The sequence below is a fragment of the Methylobacterium sp. D54C genome (assembly GCF_053345595.1).
In genome coordinates, this window is sequence record NZ_JBKFAK010000001.1 from 102201 (window position 1) to 118204 (window position 16004).

Genomic DNA, 16004 nt, shown 5'->3' on the forward strand with positions numbered 1-16004 from the left:
ATATTGCCAAGCTTAGGAGGGGATCTCGTCGATCACGTAAGTGTAAAAACTGCCGGATCGCGTGGAACAGCGCCGAAACGCGACAGTTGGGGAGGCGACCGCGCCGGGTCCGCTCGGCGCCGGCAAGGCTGTCCCGATCAGGGTCCTGCCCTCCGATCGCGGCAGATCTTCGCGATCTCAAGAACAACGTCAGGGATAAACTTCCGCCATGAAGACACTCACGCTCGCCGTGCTCGGCCTGTCCGTCGCCGCCATCTCGGCGCCCGCCTTCGCGCAGGACGCCCTGCCGATCCGCGTGCTGCCCTTCGCCAATCAGGACGGCGTCGGCGCCGCCGCGACCGAGACGCCCGCCTTCCGGGCCGAGGCGCTGCGTTCGGACGCCGCCAGCATCGAGGCGAGCCGGATCGCCCTCCAGCGGTCGCGCAACCCCCGGGTCCGCAACTACGCCAACCGCGTCCTCGTCGAGCGCAAGGCGACCACCGACGCGCTGCTGCCGCCGAACACCTCCCTGACCCGCAACGGCTCGGTGGTCTCCGACAACCAGGGGATCCGCACCGACCTGAGCAACCCGGTCGGCCTCGTGCTCGCGCCGGTGACGGTGGCCGCCAACATCGGCACCGGCATCGTCGGCGGCGCCCTCGGCGCGGTCGGCATCGTCGACAACAGCCCGGCCGAGCCGGGCCGCCGCGTGGCCCTCGGCGAGCGCGGCCAGGCGCGTCTGGCGCAGCTCCAGGCGGCCCCGAACGGCCGGGCCTTCGACCGGACCTACATCGACCAGCAGGCCCGCTCGGACGCCCGCACCCTGGCGCTCTACGACGCCTACGCCAAGCAGGGCGACAACGCCCAGGGCCGCAAGTTCGCCACCGAGGCCCTCCCCTACATCGCCGACGAGCACGCCCACTCGGCGAGCCTCGCGGCCCGCATCGGCGGCTGAGCGCCGCGCATGGCGTGATCTGCGCGAGGGCCGCCCCAGGGCGGCCCTCGTCGTGTTGCGCCGTCGCACCGCCCGTCGCTAAAGGGGCGCATGAGCGCGATCGAGCCCGCCAGTGACGGACCCGCGGAGGACGGTGCCCCGCCCCACCGGATGGGCGTGCGCGTCTACTACGAGGACACAGACTTCTCCGGCTTCGTCTACCACGCCAGCTACCTGCGCTTCCTCGAGCGCGGCCGCACCGAATTGCTGCGGGAACTCGCCGGCGACCAGTCGGACCTGCACCGCGACGCACGCGGCCTCGTCTTCGTGGTGCGGCGCATGAGCCTCGATTTCCTCCGGCCGGCCCGGATGGACGACCTGCTCACCGTCGTGACCCGCACGCGCGCCCTGCGCGGCGCGTCGATGCAGCTCGCCCAGGATGTCCGACGGGGCGACGAAGTGCTGGTCTCCGCGGAGGTCACGGTCGCCTGCGTGCGGGACGGCCGCGCCGTCCGCCTCCCGGACGCGCTGCGGCGGCGGCTCGCGCCCGGCGAGGCCGCCTAGACCTCAGCCGGCCCGCGCCGGGTCGGCCTCGCAGAGCACCCGCGCGAAGGCGTTGACGATGGTCAGCGCGTCGTACTCGACCGAGACGAGCTGGTAGCCCATCCCGACCATCTCCCGGGCGCGCGCCGGCGACGGCGCGAAGGCGCAGGGGATCTTGCCCGCCGCCCGGGTCTTGCGCGCGATCTCCCCGAGGGCCGCCGTGACCGCCGATCCCAGCGGGTCGATGGCCGCCCCCTTGGACAGGGCGATCGACAGGTCGGCGGGGCCGACCAGGACGCCGTCGATGCCCGGCACGGCGAGGATCGCCTCCAGGTCGGCGATCCCCGCCTCGGTCTCGCACATGGCGATCGTGAGCGCCCGATCGTTGGCGCCCGCGAGGTAGTCCGCGCCGTTCCGGAGCCCCGAAAGCCACATGGCCCGGTCCGGTCCCCAGCTCCGCTGCCCGACCGGCGGGAATTTCGCGGCCGCGGCCAGGGCCTCGGCATCCGCGACGGTGTTGATCATCGGCGCCACGACGCCGGCGGCGCCCGCGTCGAGCATCCGCGAGACCATGGCGAAGTCGCCCACCGGCACGCGCACCAGGGTCGATTTGCCGGCCAGGGCGACCTCGGTGATCGCCGCACACGACGTCTTGTAGTCGTAGGTGCCGTGCTGCTGATCCAGCAGGACGGCGTCGAATCCGGCGCGCGCCAGGAAGCCGGCCAACATCGGGTCGGCGATCATGGACCAGCCCAGGAACCGGGCCGGGCCGGTGGGCAGCAGATCGGGCAGGCTGGGAACGGGGAGGGTCATGCGCGTCCTGCGTATCTCAGGGCTGTCGACTCGGCGCCGTGGGCCGCGACCATACGGGAGGCGCTTTCGGCAGGTCCAGCCCGGACGGCCCGTCGGACGGCGGCACATGCCTCAGGATCGCCCGGATCGAAACCGATCCTTAACCCTGCCGCGCCCTTAACGGAGGCGATGCCACGGCGGGGCGCGGGGGCCGTCGACGGCCCTTACTTTCGACAGATTCGCGGGCGACAGCCTTGATATCGCTCACGGATCCGGCGGACGCGGGCCTCGCCCGGCGCATCGCGATCCGGAGCAGGAGACCTCGACGGATGAACCCAGCCGACGCGATGCAGGCCGCGCCTGTCGCCGACATGACGCTGCTCGGCCTGTTCCTGCAGGCCCACTTCGTCGTGAAGATCGTGATGATCGGGCTGCTCAGCGCCTCGATCTGGTGCTGGTCGATCATCGTCGACAAGACGCTGCTGTTCCGCCGGACCAAGGCCGAGATGGACGCGTTCGAGGACGCGTTCTGGTCCGGCCGCTCCCTGGAGGAGCTGTTCCGCTCGTTCAACGACCGGCCGGCCACGGGCCTCGCCGCCGTCTTCGTCGCCGCCATGCGGGAGTGGAAGCGCAGCTTCGAGGGCTCCGGCCGGCAGATCCAGTCGCTGTCGCAGCGCATCGAGAAGCAGCTCGACGTCACCATCCACCGCGAGGTCGAGCGGCTCGAGTCGCGCCTGCTGTTCCTCGCCTCGATCGGCTCGGCCGGCCCGTATATCGGCCTGTTCGGCACCGTCTGGGGCATCATGACCGCGTTCACCTCGATCGCGGCCTCGAAGAACACCTCCCTCGCGGTCGTCGCCCCCGGCATCGCCGAGGCGCTGTTCGCCACCGCGATCGGTCTGTTCGCCGCGATCCCGGCGGTGCTCGCCTACAACAAGCTCCAGGCCGAGGTCTCCAAGGCGCAGTCGCGGCTGGAGAGCTTCGCCGACGAGTTCTCCGCCATCCTCTCCCGCCAGATCGACGAGCGGCTGCCGCTCGCCGCCTGAACCGGCTGATCCAGAGGAGACCGATCCATGGGCATGGCAGCGGGCGCATCGCAGGGCGGCAAGCGCCGCCGGCGCCGGGGCCGCCGCGGCGGACCCATCAACGAGATCAACATGACGCCGTTCATCGACGTCGTGCTCGTGCTCCTGATCATCTTCATGGTCGCGGCGCCGATGATGACCGTGGGCGTGCCCCTCGACCTCCCGCAATCCAAGGCCTCGCCGCTCAATTCCGACGTGAAGCCGATCACCCTGTCGATCCGCCAGACCGGCCAGGTCTTCCTCGGCGAGGACGAGCTCACCGACGACTCGATCGTGCCGAAGCTCATGGAGACCGCCAAGACCGGAACCGAGGAGCGCGTCTTCGTGCGCGGCGACAAGCGGGTCGATTACGGCCGCGTGGCGCAGGTGATGGCGATCGTGACCGGCGGCGGCTTCAAGAAGGTCGCCCTCGTCACCGAGCCTGAGCATCAGTAGGGCCGTCCCGTGGAGTTCCGCTTCGACCGCAAGGAACCGGGTGTCTGGATCTCCGCCGGCACCCACGTCGCGCTCCTCGCGCTGGCGCTGGTCAGCGTCGCGGCCCCGGCCCTGCCGGAGGCCCAGGAGGGCGTGCCCGTCGAGGTGATCACCGAGAACCAGTTCTCCGAGATCACAAAGGGCGAGCGTCAGGCCGACAAGCCGATGCCGAACGCCACCTCGCGGGCCGACCGCAAGGCCGAGAAGTTCGAGGACCGCGAGCCCGAGAATTCCAAGCAGGACGCGCCGACCGCCCCGACCCGCACGGCCGAGATGAAGCTCGCCAACGCGGACGAGATGCCGCTGCGCGCCGAGCCCGATCCGCAGGAGGCGGCCCAGGCCGCCAAGGCGGCGGAGAAGGCCGCGCAGGAGAAGCGCGACGCCGAGAAGGCCGCCGCCAAGGCGGCTGAGAAGGCAGCAGAGAAGGCGGCCGAGAAGGCCGCCGCGGAGAAGGCTGCCGCCGCCAAGGCCGAGGCGAAGGCCAAGGCCGAGGCGGTCGCGAAGGCCGAGGCCGAGAAGCGCGAGCAGCTCGAGAAGCTGATCGAGAAGCAGGAAGCCGAGGCCGCGGCGGCCGCCCAGAAGGCCGCCGCCGCGAAGAAGGCCGAAGCGGCCAAGGAAGCGGCCAAGAAGGCCGCTGACGCGAAGGCCAAGGCCGAGGCGGAAGCCGAGCGCCAGAAGGAGATCGCGGAGGCCAAGGCCGAAGCCGAGCGCGAGAAGGCCGAGGCCGCCGCCAAGGCGAGAGCCGAGGCCGCGAAGGCGGAGGCCGCCGCCAAAGCCGAGGCCGCCGCGAAGGCCAAGGCCAAGGCCATGGCGGACGCGAAGGCCAAGGCCGATGCCGAGGCCAAGGCGCGCAAGCAGGCCGAACTCGCCGACAAGTTCAACGCCGGCGACATCCGCTCGATGCTCGCCTCGAAGGCGCCGTCGCAGTCGACCGGCGCCACAGGCCACGCGGTGCAGAAGGTGGCGGCGCTCGGCGCCGCGACCGGCAACGCGCAGCGCCTGTCGCCGTCGCTGCGCGACGCCCTGGTCGGCCTGCTCCAGCAGCAGATCGAGCGCTGCTACTCGGCGCCCCCCGGCGCGGCCCAGGGCGTGGTCCTGCCGGTTCTCGACATCCGGCTGAACCCGAACGGCTCGCTCAGCACGGAGCCGCGGATCATGCGCGGCGGGGCGAGCGCGGTCGACCAGTCGATCGCGCAGGCCGCGCTCCGGGCGGTCCGCCGCTGCGCGCCGTACAACATTCCGGCCACCTACGCGCCGTACTACAACGACTGGAAGGCCATCAACGCGGAGTTCGAGTTCACGGCGACCTGAGGTCTTCCAGCCAGTGTCCCGCCGCTCCCGCGTTCCCGTCTGATCGTCACTCGGATCCGACCCACCATGCTGCACCTCCCCTCCGTCGGGCGCCTCCCGACGTCCTATGCCGCGCGCCTGCTCGCGCTCCTCGTGATGCTGACGGGCCTCCTGGCGGGGCCGGCCCAGGCGCAGCTGCAGCTGCGCATCGGCGGCGGCAACTTCCAGCCGATGCCCATCGCCATCGCGGATTTCGGCGGCGACCCGAGCCTCGCGGGCCTCGTCTCCGGCGTGGTCACCAACGACCTGCGCCGCTCCGGCTACTTCACGCCGCTCGACCACGCCCGCTTCCCCGAGCAGCCGAACTTCGACGCCGCGCCGAACTTCGAGAAGTGGCGCGCCACCGGCGTGCAGGGCCTCGTCACCGGCCGGGTCGTCCGCGAGGGCGGCCGGGTCAAGGTCGAGTTCCGGCTCTGGGACGTGACCAACGGCCAGCAGATGACCGGCCAGCAATACGGCACCGACGCCGCCAACGTCCGGCGCACCGGCCACCTGATCGCCGACGGGGTCTACACCAAGATCACCGGCCTCGGGCCCTGGTTCGACAGCCGCATCGCCTTCGTGGACGAGACCGGCCCCAAGGAGAACCGCCGCAAGCGCCTGATGGTCATGGACCAGGACGGCGCCAATGTCCGGGCGATCACCACCGGCGAGATGTCGATCGTGGCCCCGCGCTACTCGCCGGCCACGCAGGACATCGCCTTCATGGCCCAGGCCACCGGCCACCAGCCGCGGGTGCAGATGATCAACCTGGAGACCGGCTCCCGCCAGGCGCTCGGCAACGTCGATTCGATGAGCGCGAGCCCGCGCTTCTCGCCGGACGGCCGCAAGATCGTGATGAGCGTCCAGCAGGGCGGCAACGCCGACATCGTCACGATGGACCTCGCCTCGAAGGCCCAGCGCTCGATCACCAACGGCATGGCGATCGACACCTCGCCGACCTACTCGCCGGACGGGTCGCAGATCGCCTTCGAGTCCGACCGCGGCGGCTCCCAGCAGGTCTACGTGATGGGGGCGGACGGCTCGAACCCGCACCGGATCACCTTCGGCCCCGGCTCGGCCTCGCAGCCGGCCTTCTCGCCCCGCGGCGACCTGATCGCCTATACCCGCCAGCGCAACGGCGGCTTCGCCATCTGCGTCTCGAAGCCCGACGGCTCGGGCGAGCGCGTGCTCACCGAGGGCTTCCACAACGAGGGCCCGACCTTCGCGCCGAACGGCCAGTACGTGCTGTTCTTCCGCGATCCGGGCGGCCAGGGCGGCGGCAAGCTGTTCATGGTCGACATCACCGGCAAGGTGGAGCAGCCGGTCCCGACGCCCGCCTACGCGTCCGACCCGACTTGGTCGCCGCTGCTGTCGGGCCGCTGAGCCCGTCGCGGAGCCCGGCTCACGAGGCGGGCTCCGGGGCCGTTCCCGATCCTGGTGCAACGGTACGGCAGGACGGCGGGTCCAATCGAGAGAGCTGCGCCTTACCCCTCCCCCACACGGGAGAGGGGACCCGCGTTTCGTGCGGCGCCGGCTCGCGGCGCCACGATCGCCACGGCCGTCATCCGGGACGCGTCGCGTCCCGAGCCGCGCGACGGCGCGCTAGCCCTGCACCATCAGCCGGTCGCGGGCCCTCAGCGCCGGGAAGAGCCTGCCCCAGAGCAGCGCGACCCCGACCGTCGCGGCGCCGCCGACCACCACCGCCGGGACCGCGCCGATCGCGGCGGCGAGCAGCCCCGATTCGAACTCGCCGAGCTCGTTCGAGGCGCCGATGAACACCGTGTTCACCGCCGAGACGCGGCCGCGCATCGCGTCCGGCGTCTCGCCCTGCACGAAGGTCTGGCGCACGTAGACCGAGATCATGTCGGCGGCGCCCGTGACGAACAGGCAGGCCATCGACAGCGGCAGCGACGTCGACAGCCCGAACGCGACCGTGGCGGCCCCGAACACCGCGGCGGCGCGGAGCATGCGCACGCCCGCGTGGCGCCGCAGGGGGTAGTTCGCCAGCAGCACCGCCATGGCGACAGCTCCGAAGGCCGGCATGCTCCGGAGCGCGCCGAGGCCGAGCGGGCCGACGTGCAAGACCTCCGCGGCGTAGATCGGCAGCAGCGCCGTGGCGCCGCCGAGCAGCACCGTGAACAGGTCGAGGCTGATCGCCCCGAGCACCACCGGCTGGGAGCGGATGTAGTCGATCCCGGCCGAGAGCGCCGCCCAGGTGATCGGCGGCCGCTCGCTCACCGCCGCCGGCCGGTAGCGGATCAGCAGGGTCAGGGCGCTGGCCAGGGCGAAGCTGCCCCCTGCCCCGCCGAACACGACGGCGGGTCCGAGGGCGTAGAGGAAGCCGCCGAGCGCCGGCCCCATCACCGACGCGCTCTGCCAGAGGGACGCGTTCCACGCGATCGCCGAGCCGAAGAGCGGCCCGGGCACCAGGGTCGGGAGCAGCGCCTGCAGGGCCGGGTTGGCGAAGGCCCGGGCCGTGCCGACGACGATGACCAGGGCGTAGATCGGCCAGACGGAGTGCACGCCCGCGAGGGCGCAGGCGAGGAGGCCGAGGCTCGCCGCGCTCTGGAGCGCGAAGGCGGCGGCGCCGACGAGGCGCCGGTCGTAGGCGTCGGCGACGTGGCCGGTGATCAGCGCGCACAGCACCGCCGGCAGGAAGCCCGCGAGGCCCACGAGGCCCAGCGCCAGGGCGGAATGGGTCAGGTCGTAGACGTACCAGCCGATCGCCACCGCCTGCATCTGGTAGGCGAGGCCCGTGAGGAACCGGGCCGAGCCGAACAGGCGGAAGTCGCCGATGCCGAAGACGGCCCAGCCGGAACGATCATGCGCGGACATGCCTCCTGCTGCGCGGGACCGGCCGCGGAATCAAGCGCTACGGTGACGTTCGCCGGTCGGATGTCGGCGGCTCCGGCCCGCTCGACTGCAGCGTCAGGGTCGGCTTGCGCGGCGGCGGCGGCGGCGGCGGCGGAGGAGGAGGAGGCGACAGGACGGGCGGCTCGGGTTCGAGCGGCGGCGCGCGCCGGCCCTCGCCCGCGAGGTCGGTGGGAAACGTGCAGGTGACGCGGGTGCCGCTGCCCGGCGCGGTCTCCAGCTGCACCCGTCCCCCGTGCAGCTCGACGAAGGAGCGCACGATCGACAGGCCGAGGCCGACGCCCCGGTGGCGGGTTCCGAGGGTGTGGCTCTCGAAGCGGTTGAACACCGAATCGGCGATCTCGGGGGGCATGCCCCGGCCGTGGTCGCGCACGCTGAGGAGAAGCTCCTGCGCGGTCCGGCGGGCATGGACCTCCACGCGCTGGCCGGCATCCGAGAAGCCGACGGCGTTCGAGAGCAGGTTGAACAGGATCTGGCGCACCCGCTTCCCGTCGGCGTGGACGCTGCCGATATCCTCCGGCACGTCGAGGGCGAGGGTGATGTGCGATTCGGCGAGCCGGTCCTCGATGCCGCGGACGGCGGCCTCGACGGTGGCCTGGACGTCGACCTCCTCCCGCTGCAGCTCCAGCGAGCCGGCGTCGATCGAGGCGAGGTCGAGGATGTCGTTGATGATGACGAGCAGCGCCGCCGAGGAGCGCATGATGTGGTCGGAATACTCGCGCTGGCGCTCGTTGAGCGCGCCGACGGTCTCGTCGCCGAGAAGCTGGGTGAAGCCGATGATGTTGGTGAGCGGGGAGCGCAGCTCGTAGGAGACGTGGTGCACGAAGGTGTCGCGCAGCTGCGCGGCCTTCTCCAGGGCATCGTTCTTCTCGGTGAGCGCCCGCTCGACGTTCACACTCGCCGTGACGTCGATCAGGGTCAGGAGCGTCGCGCCCTCCGGGAGCGGCTGCGCGGCGCAGTCGAGGACGGTGCCGTCGACCACCTCGAGGCGGCACGTCCGGGCCGTGCGCGATTCGAGGCCGACCACCGCGTCGCGGATGTCGAGCCACGGCTCCTCGACGGGGGCGAGCGCCCGGCAGGCGGCGATCACCGCGTCCACGTGCGGGCGCTCCTCGATCATCTCCGGGTCGAGCCGCCACACGGTGAAGAAGGCGCGGTTGGCGAGGGACAGGCGCCCGTCCGCGCCGAACACGGCCACCGGCTCGGCCAGCGTGTCCAGGGTCTCGGCCTGCAGGCGGCGCAGGGCGTTGTAGCGGGACTCGGCGTTCAGGCGGTCGGAGACGTCGTCGAACAGGTAGGTCAGGCCGCCCTGCGGGTTCGGGTCCGCGACCACGCGCAGGGTCCGGCCGTCGGGCAGGTACCACCAGGTCTGGTTCGCCTCCGCGGCCCGGTAGGCGGACAGCACGCCCTGCTTCCAGCCGCGGAAATCCGCGTGCTCCTCGAGCTTCCGCTCCGCCCGCAGGTGGTCGAGGATCTCGCCGTCGGAGGGCCGGCCGTCGAGGAAGGCCTGATCGAGGTCCCAGAGCTGCCGGTAGGCGGCGTTGTGGAAGATCAGCCGCTGCGAGACGTCGAACATCGCGACCGCGGTCGGCAGCTGGTCCAGGGTCCGCACGTTGGCGTTCATCTGCCGCTGCAGGTCGGCGCGCACGCTCTCGAGTTCCGACACGTCGATGGCGATGCCGACGCGGCCGGTCTCCAGCCCGGTCTCGAATACGTCGAGCATCCGCCGGTTCCCGGCCACGATGGCCGAGAGGCGCGGGACGCTCCGGGTCAGGCCGGCGAACCGGGCCGCCTCCTCGCGGGCGATCGTCTCGCGGGCCGGCCGGTCGAACAGCTCCAGGCCGGCATCGAGGGCGGCCTCGCGGCTCTCCGCCTCGACCGCCGCCACGTAGGCGGCGTTGATCCAGCTCAGGCCACCGTCGCGGTTGCGCCGCCAGACCGGCTGGGGGATCGCGTCGAGGAGCCCCGACAGGGCCGAGAGTCCCCGGCGGGTCTCGTCCAGGGTCGCGCGCAGGTCGGCGATCTCGCAGCGCTCCTGGCTGGTCTCGCGCAGGCGCAGGAGCGCCCGCCCCGCCACGGCCTGCCCGTGGGCCTCGATGTTGCGGCCGGTCTGGGTCCGCAGGCTCAGCGCGAAGCTGGTGCCGCGCGCCCGCAGGGTCTCGACGGCGGTCTCGACGGCGGCCGCGTCCGCGGCGACGAGCCACGTGCCGAAGGCCAGGACGCGGCGGGCGTAGCCGGAGGTTGGCCGCTCGCCGTGGATCGCGAGGCTGATGTCGCCCTCGACCACCGGCTCGCTGCGATGATCCCAGGTGACGATGATCTGCCGCTCGGCGTTGAGGAGCATCTCGGCCCGGTCATGGGCGCCGCGCAGGACGTCGAGGGTCGCGGCGAGCTCGCGCTCGCGGCGGGTCCACCGGCCGCGCTCGTAGAGGTGGAGGAGCGACAGGATCACCGCGAAGGCGACGAGGCCGCCGAAGATCGCCAGGGCGGCCACGCTGTGGATCTCCCGCGCGGGATGCGCGGCGGCGGCCTCCGGCAGCTCGGCGAAGGCCGCGCTCGCCGTCGTCAGCGCGAGCGCGCCCACGCCGATCCGAACGTGTGTCGCACGACCGACACCCATGGTTTGCCCCGCCCCCGTACCCGATGGCTGTCCGACCGGCGCGCGTCGCCGCGCGGCGCAGAAGGCACCGTTCCCGCGGCGATTCTCCCGAACCGCCGCAGCCCCATCGATCTAAGATTCGCCCGCACTCTAGGTGCGGCGGAATCGCCCCGGAAGGGGAACGAAGCGTGGCTTTGGGCAAAGTCGGCATAATCAGCCGTTAACGACACACAGAAGACACAGTTCGATTCGGCCGTCTGCGCTTGACAAACGAGAAGGCCCGGCGCAGCGCGCCGGGCCTCCAAATCTCTCCACCGGGCCGCGCCGCCGGATCGCGGCGGCGCGGTGCCGGCCCCGGAAACGAGGCCGTCCGCGCCACCGGCGATGCGGGCTCAGTAGCGGTAGTGCTCGGGCTTGAACGGGCCGCTCTCGGAGACGCCGATATAGGCGGCCTGATCGGGGCGGAGCTTCGAGAGCTTCACGCCGATCTTCTCCAGATGCAGGGCGGCGACCTTCTCGTCGAGGGTCTTCGGCAGGGTGTAGACCTGCTTCTGGTACTTGCCCGGGTTGGACCAGAGCTCGATCTGGGCCAGCGTCTGGTTGGTGAACGAGGCCGACATCACGAAGGACGGGTGACCGGTGGCGTTGCCGAGGTTCACCAAGCGACCCTCCGACAGGAGGATGATGCGGTGGCCGTCCGCGAAGGTGATCTCGTCCACCTGCGGCTTGATGTTCGACCACTTGAGGTTCTTCAGGCCGGCGACCTGAATCTCGTTGTCGAAGTGGCCGATGTTGCAGACGATCGCCCGGTCCTTCATCGCTCGCATGTGGTCGATGGTGATGATGTCCTTGTTGCCGGTGGCGGTGACGAAGATGTCGGCGCGCGGGGCCGCATCCTCCATGGTCACGACCTCGTAGCCCTCCATCGCGGCCTGGAGCGCGCAGATCGGGTCGATCTCCGACACGAGCACGCGGCAGCCGGCGTTGCGCAGGGACGCGGCCGAACCCTTGCCCACGTCGCCGAAGCCCGCGACCATCGCGACCTTGCCGGCCATCATCACGTCGGTGCCGCGGCGGATGCCGTCGACCAGCGACTCCTTGCAGCCGTACAGGTTGTCGAACTTCGACTTGGTGACCGAGTCGTTCACGTTGATCGCCGGGAAGAGCAGCTTGCCCTCCTTGGCCAGCACGTAGAGGCGGTGGACGCCCGTGGTGGTCTCCTCGGAGACGCCCTTGATGCTGTCGGCGAGACCGGCGAACCAGCCCTTCGGCTTCTCGGCGAGCTTGCGCTTGAGGAGCGCGAAGAAGACCTCCTCCTCCTCGCTCTCCGGCTTGTCGAGGAACGCGGTGTCGCCGTTCTCGGCACGCAGGCCGAGATGGACGAACATGGTCGCGTCGCCGCCGTCGTCGAGGATCATGTTCGGCATGCCGCCGTCGTGCCAGTCGAACAGGCGCGAGGTGTAGTCCCAGTACTCCTCCAGGGTCTCGCCCTTCACGGCGAAGACCGGGATGCCGGCGGCCGCGATGGCGGCGGCGGCGTGGTCCTGGGTCGAGTAGATGTTGCAGGAGACCCAGCGGATGTCGGCGCCGAGCGCCTTCAGGGTCTCGATCAGCACGGCGGTTTGGATCGTCATGTGGAGCGAGCCGGCGATCTTGGCGCCCTTCAGGGGCTGCGCGGCGCCGTACTCCTCGCGGACCGCCATCAGGCCCGGCATCTCCGTCTCGGCGATCGAGATCTCCTTCCGGCCGTAATCGGCCAGCCCGATATCCTTGACGATGTAATCCTTGGCCATGAGTCGATGGCTCCGTGTTCGCGTTGCGGGTCGGGGCAACCCCCTACCACCGCGCGGCCTACGAAGCAATCAAGACATAAAGATGTCTTTATGCGTTCTGATCGGCGGGGCGGCCGCGCGAACGCCCGCCCCGCCCCGGATCAGGTCCCGTCCGCCGCTCAGCGGGTCGGCCGCGCCAGCCACCCGAGGCCGAACGCGACGGCGGCCACCAGGGCGAGGGTCGTGCCGCGGTTCTCGTCCGCGCGCGCCGCGAGGGTGCGCCCGTGGCGCACGGCGCGGTCGCGGTAGTGCTGGCCGCGCTGGAGCGCCTCGTCTGCCAGGGCGTGCCCGCGCTCGCTGGCGTCGCGGAACCGGGCGCGCCCCTCCTCGACGAGGTGCTCGCCGCCGTCGCGCAGGTCGCGGACCGTATCCCGGGCCTCGCCGTAGGCGTACTGGGCAGCGCCGGCGGCCTGATCGTAGGCGCCGTCGAGCTGGTCGACGGCCCGGCCGCGCACCGCGCCCGCCGCCGTCTTGATCCGGCCGCGCAGATGGCGAACGCCGCCCTCGAGGTGATCCCTGTTCATGCTGTCTCTCCATTCCGGCGCGCACCCCGGGGGCGCGACGCCTGCGTCGGGGCGGAACGACGGCGGAAGGCTACGGTTCCCTGAGGAGCGGCGGAACGTCCTCAAGTTTCCGTGCATCGGCGAGCCGGCGCTGGAAACAGGTCCGGACCGGCGCAGCGTCCAGGAGGGGCGCGGCGTCAATCGCCGGGATCTGATCGAGGCACATCGCGGCCGGGCGGGTGCTCCGATCTCTGCGCACGACTCGGCCTGTTCTGGACCGCGCCGCCGCGGTGACTTGCCGGGCGGCGGGAATGTCTCGGGCCGAGGCCTAGATCTCGATCTCGGTGCCGACCTCGACGACCTGCCGGGTCGGCACGCCGAAGAAGGCGCCGGTGCGCTCGGCGTTGCGCTGCATGAAGGCGAACAGGTTCTCCCGCCAGGGCGCCATGCCCCGCTTGTCCCGTCGCGGGATGATCGTCTCGTGCCCGACGAAGACGGTCATGTCGTCGAGGACGTGCGGCGGCAGGTGGCGCGATTCCACCGCGCAGGCCAGCCCCTCGGGGATCGAGGCCTCCTCCATGAAGCCGTAGCGGAGGATCACCCGGTAGAAATCCGGCGCCAGGATCGTCACGTGGGCGCGCCGGTCCCGCGGGACGGTGGGCGTCTCCTCGTAGAGCGCCGTGATGATCAGGATGCGCTCCATCAGGGCGTGGTTGCGCTCGACGAAGCGCGAGAGATGCAGCGGGATGCCGTGCTCGGCCGCCGAGAGGAACGCGGCCGTGCCCGGCAGCCGCAGCAGGTCACGGTGCTGGAGACCGCCGAGGAAGACGTCCTCCGGCAGGCGCAGGGCGGCCCTCGCCTCCTCGACCAGCTCGTTTCCCTTCTTCCAGGTCAGCATCATCGCGGCGACGAGCCCGGCGAGCACCAAGGGAAACCAGCCGCCCTCGAGGATCTTCACGCTGTTGGCGGCGAAGAACACGAGGTCGATGGCGAGGAAGAAGCCGTTGACCGCGAAGACCAGGATCGGGTTGTAGCCCCAGCGGAGCGCGATCAGCGCGGCGAGCAGCGTGGTGATGCCCATCAGCATCGAGACCGCGATGCCGTAGGCGCCGGCCAGGGCGTCGGAGGAGCCGAACACCACCACGGCCGTCAGGGTCGCCACGGCGAGCAGCCAGTTCACCGCCGGCACGTAGATCTGGCCGCGCTCCTCGTGCGCCGTCTGGACGATGCGCATGGCCGGCAGGAAGCCGAGCTGGACCGATTGCTGGGTCAGGGAGAACACGCCCGAGATGATCGCCTGCGAGGCGATGATGGTCGCCATCGTGGCGAGCGCGACCAGGGGCAGATGGCCCCAGTCGGGGCTGAGGCGGAAGAACGGGTTCTCCAGGGCGTCGGGCGCGGCGATCAGCAGGGCGCCCTGGCCGAAATAGTTGAGCACCAGCGCCGGCAGGACCAGCGCGAACCACGCGATGCGGATCGGCAGGGCGCCGAAATGGCCGAGATCGGCGTACATCGCCTCGCCGCCGGTCACTGCCAGGAAGGCCGCGCCGAGCATCGCGAAGCTGACGTGCCAGCCGGCATGGAGCATGAAATCGACGGCCCGGAACGGGTTGGCCGCCGCCAGGATCTCGGGCTTGGCGACGATCCCGGCGATCCCGAGGAGCCCGAGGACGACGAACCAGACGAGCATGACCGGTCCGAACACCCGGCCGATGGCGGCCACGCCCTTGTGCTGGACCAGGAACAGACCGACCAGGATCACCAGCGTGATCGGCACGACGTACGGCCCGAGTGACGGCGCGTCGACCTTCAGGCCCTCGATCGCCGAGAGCACCGAGATCGCCGGCGTGATCGCGCCGTCGCCGTAGAGCAGCGCCGCGCCGACCAGCCCGACCACCAGGAGCAGCGCCTTCCACGTGCCCGGCCTGGCCTGACGGGCGCCGAGCAGCGCCAGCATGGCGACGATGCCGCCCTCACCGCGGTTGTCGGCGCGCAGGATCAGCACCGCGTATTTCAGCGACACGATCAGGATCAGCGACCACAGGATCAGCGACACGGCGCCGGTGGCCGCCGCCGGCACCGAGGCGCCGCCGGCGGTCGCTGCCTTCACGGCCTCCTTGAACGCGTAGAGCGGGCTCGTGCCGATATCGCCGTACACGACGCCCAGCGCGCCGAAGACGAGGGCCGGCCGGAGCCTGTCGCGCGCCGCTCCCGCGTCGACCGGGCCGGTCTCGGATCGGGGACTCGCCGCCGGGGCAAGGGTCTGGCTCACCGCAGGATTCCCCCACGGCGCCACCCGGCCTCGACCATCCGGGCGCCGGGCGCGACGCCGTGGCGGTAAAGCTAGGGGCCACGGCCGCGCCGTCCAGCGACGCTGTCGCGGCGCTCAGATCGAGCCGGTCAGCTCCTCCGGGCAGGCGTCACCACGGCGCAGACAGAATACGGGCGCGCCGGCATGACGGGCGATGGCCGCGGCCACGGTCGCGGCGGGCGCCGGCGTGCCCAGGCTCTCGCTGACCACCACCGCGCGCAGCGGCACATCGTGGAGCCGCAGGGTCTCGCAGGCCGTGAGCGCGTGGCTGATCGCCCCGAGATAGCTCCCCGAGACGAGGAGCGCCGGCACGCCGAGCGCGCGGAGCCAGTCCAGGCCAGTGGCGGCCTCCGTGACCGGGCTCATGAGCCCGCCGACACCCTCAATCAGCAGCGTGTCCTGGGTGCAGGCGATCTCAGCCCGGCACCAGCCGACAAGGTCGGCGAGGTCCAGGGAGCGCCCCTCCAGCACGGCGGCCTGATCCGGCGAGAGCGGTGCCGCGAATCGCCAGGGCGAGCAGGCCTCCACGGCCTCCTCGTCCAGGGCGAGCCCCTGCGCGTCCAGCAGCCGGGCGGTGTCGCTCTCGACGAAGCCGGGATCGCTCAGCGGCGGGACACCGCTCGCGAGCGGCTTCACCGTCCGCACCGTCCGGCCCTGAGCCCGCAGACGGCGCGTCAGGGCGGCGGTGACGTAGGTCTTGCCGATCTCGGTCCCGGCCCCGGCGATGAACAGCGCCCGCGCGGGCATCC

At 71.6% G+C, this 16004-nt stretch carries 13 protein-coding genes; 6 read left to right on the forward strand and 7 right to left on the reverse strand.

The features are described from left to right. Positions 1-208: 208 nt before the first annotated feature. Together ACLBYB_RS00540 and ybgC are read left to right on the forward strand one after the other, a co-directional pair. Complete coding sequence (locus tag ACLBYB_RS00540; RefSeq protein WP_447697516.1) at positions 209-934, forward strand: DUF4142 domain-containing protein; 726 nt, start codon at positions 209-211, stop codon at positions 932-934. Positions 935-1024: 90 nt separating this feature from the next. Further along, positions 1025-1477: a tol-pal system-associated acyl-CoA thioesterase gene (ybgC, locus tag ACLBYB_RS00545; RefSeq protein ID WP_042669272.1), complete on the forward strand. Its 453-nt coding sequence runs from the start codon at positions 1025-1027 to the stop codon at positions 1475-1477. A gap of 3 nt (positions 1478-1480) precedes the next feature. Here ybgC and ACLBYB_RS00550 read toward each other — a convergent pair whose 3' ends face one another. Next, positions 1481-2269 carry an HpcH/HpaI aldolase family protein gene (locus ACLBYB_RS00550; RefSeq protein ID WP_020093362.1) on the reverse strand — a complete coding sequence of 263 codons (789 nt, stop codon included), beginning with the start codon at positions 2267-2269 and terminating at the stop codon, positions 1481-1483. 308 nt (positions 2270-2577) lie between these two features. Here ACLBYB_RS00550 and tolQ point away from each other — a divergent pair, with 308 nt between their 5' ends. The 4 genes from tolQ (at position 2578) to tolB (ending at position 6522) form a co-directional block, all read left to right on the forward strand. Beyond that, the gene (gene tolQ, locus ACLBYB_RS00555) at positions 2578-3294 is read left to right on the forward strand and encodes a protein TolQ (RefSeq protein ID WP_012317751.1); all 717 of its coding nucleotides are present in this window, start codon (positions 2578-2580) and stop codon (positions 3292-3294) included. A 27-nt stretch (positions 3295-3321) separates the two neighbouring features. Then, positions 3322-3768 carry an ExbD/TolR family protein gene (locus tag ACLBYB_RS00560; protein ID WP_020093363.1) on the forward strand — a complete coding sequence of 149 codons (447 nt, stop codon included), beginning with the start codon at positions 3322-3324 and terminating at the stop codon, positions 3766-3768. Positions 3769-3777: 9 nt separating this feature from the next. Beyond that, the gene (gene tolA, locus ACLBYB_RS00565; RefSeq protein ID WP_447697517.1) at positions 3778-5118 is read left to right on the forward strand and encodes a cell envelope integrity protein TolA; all 1341 of its coding nucleotides are present in this window, start codon (positions 3778-3780) and stop codon (positions 5116-5118) included. Between the two features lie 66 nt (positions 5119-5184). Continuing rightward, positions 5185-6522 (forward strand): Tol-Pal system beta propeller repeat protein TolB, encoded by a 1338-nt coding sequence (tolB, locus tag ACLBYB_RS00570; protein ID WP_091976958.1) that lies wholly within the window; start codon positions 5185-5187, stop codon positions 6520-6522. Positions 6523-6741: 219 nt separating this feature from the next. Here tolB and ACLBYB_RS00575 read toward each other — a convergent pair whose 3' ends face one another. The 6 genes from ACLBYB_RS00575 to bioD all read right to left on the reverse strand — a co-directional run bounded on the left by ACLBYB_RS00575 (position 6742) and on the right by bioD (position 16002). Next, positions 6742-7974 (reverse strand): MFS transporter, encoded by a 1233-nt coding sequence (locus ACLBYB_RS00575; RefSeq protein WP_020093366.1) that lies wholly within the window; start codon positions 7972-7974, stop codon positions 6742-6744. Positions 7975-8011: 37 nt separating this feature from the next. Beyond that, positions 8012-10630 carry an ATP-binding protein gene (locus tag ACLBYB_RS00580; RefSeq protein WP_447697518.1) on the reverse strand — a complete coding sequence of 873 codons (2619 nt, stop codon included), beginning with the start codon at positions 10628-10630 and terminating at the stop codon, positions 8012-8014. Positions 10631-11001: 371 nt separating this feature from the next. Continuing rightward, a complete protein-coding gene (ahcY, locus tag ACLBYB_RS00585) occupies positions 11002-12402 on the reverse strand; it encodes an adenosylhomocysteinase (RefSeq protein ID WP_091679894.1) in 1401 nt (466 codons plus the stop codon). Between the two features lie 158 nt (positions 12403-12560). Continuing rightward, positions 12561-12965, reverse strand: a complete 405-nt coding sequence (locus tag ACLBYB_RS00590) for a CsbD family protein (protein ID WP_447697519.1) — start codon at positions 12963-12965, stop codon at positions 12561-12563. A 307-nt stretch (positions 12966-13272) separates the two neighbouring features. Further along, complete coding sequence (locus tag ACLBYB_RS00595; protein WP_447697520.1) at positions 13273-15216, reverse strand: potassium transporter Kup; 1944 nt, start codon at positions 15214-15216, stop codon at positions 13273-13275. 114 nt (positions 15217-15330) lie between these two features. Next, positions 15331-16002 carry a dethiobiotin synthase gene (gene bioD, locus ACLBYB_RS00600; RefSeq protein WP_447697521.1) on the reverse strand — a complete coding sequence of 224 codons (672 nt, stop codon included), beginning with the start codon at positions 16000-16002 and terminating at the stop codon, positions 15331-15333. Positions 16003-16004: the final 2 nt, after the last annotated feature.